Raw genomic sequence first — 476 nt, 5'->3', positions numbered from 1 at the left:
AGCAAATACCGGCTTCCATTGCCGCAATCACCCGATGGGCACGAGAGAAATCACGGGTAAAGACCCCGGCAGCCAGACCGAAGTCCGTTGCGTTGGCACGGCGGATCACCTCCGCTTCATCGCTGAAACGCAGCACCGACATCACCGGGCCAAAGATCTCATCTTTCACGTTAGGCATATCGTCGTGGCAATCGGCAAAGACGGTCGGCTGCACAAAAGCCCCTTTGGCACAGTCGCCGGTCATGGCCCGTTCACCACCAATCACCAGACGGGCACCCGCCTCTTTGGCGGCGTCGATATATCCCAGTACCTTGTGCATATGGTCGATACTGATCAGCGCCCCGACCTGGGTAGCTGGATCGCTGGGGTCGCCCATGGTCAGCCTGGCGGTGCGTTCTTGCAGCTGGCTGAGGAAAGCGTCGTAAATGGCATCGTGCACAAACACCCGGGTGCCGTTGGTGCAGACTTCGCCCTGG

The 476-nt window shown here is 59.7% G+C and carries 1 protein-coding gene; it reads right to left on the bottom strand.

The annotated features are described in order from the left end of the window. Positions 1-476, bottom strand: a 476-nt coding sequence (locus tag Q4563_RS15985; RefSeq protein WP_303605174.1) for an aldehyde dehydrogenase family protein, incomplete at both ends; no start/stop codon positions are given.

Source organism: Gilvimarinus sp. 1_MG-2023 (genome assembly GCF_030548285.1).
The sequence above is the reverse complement of the archived record's forward strand: the minus strand, read 5'-3'. Positions and strand labels throughout refer to the sequence as shown.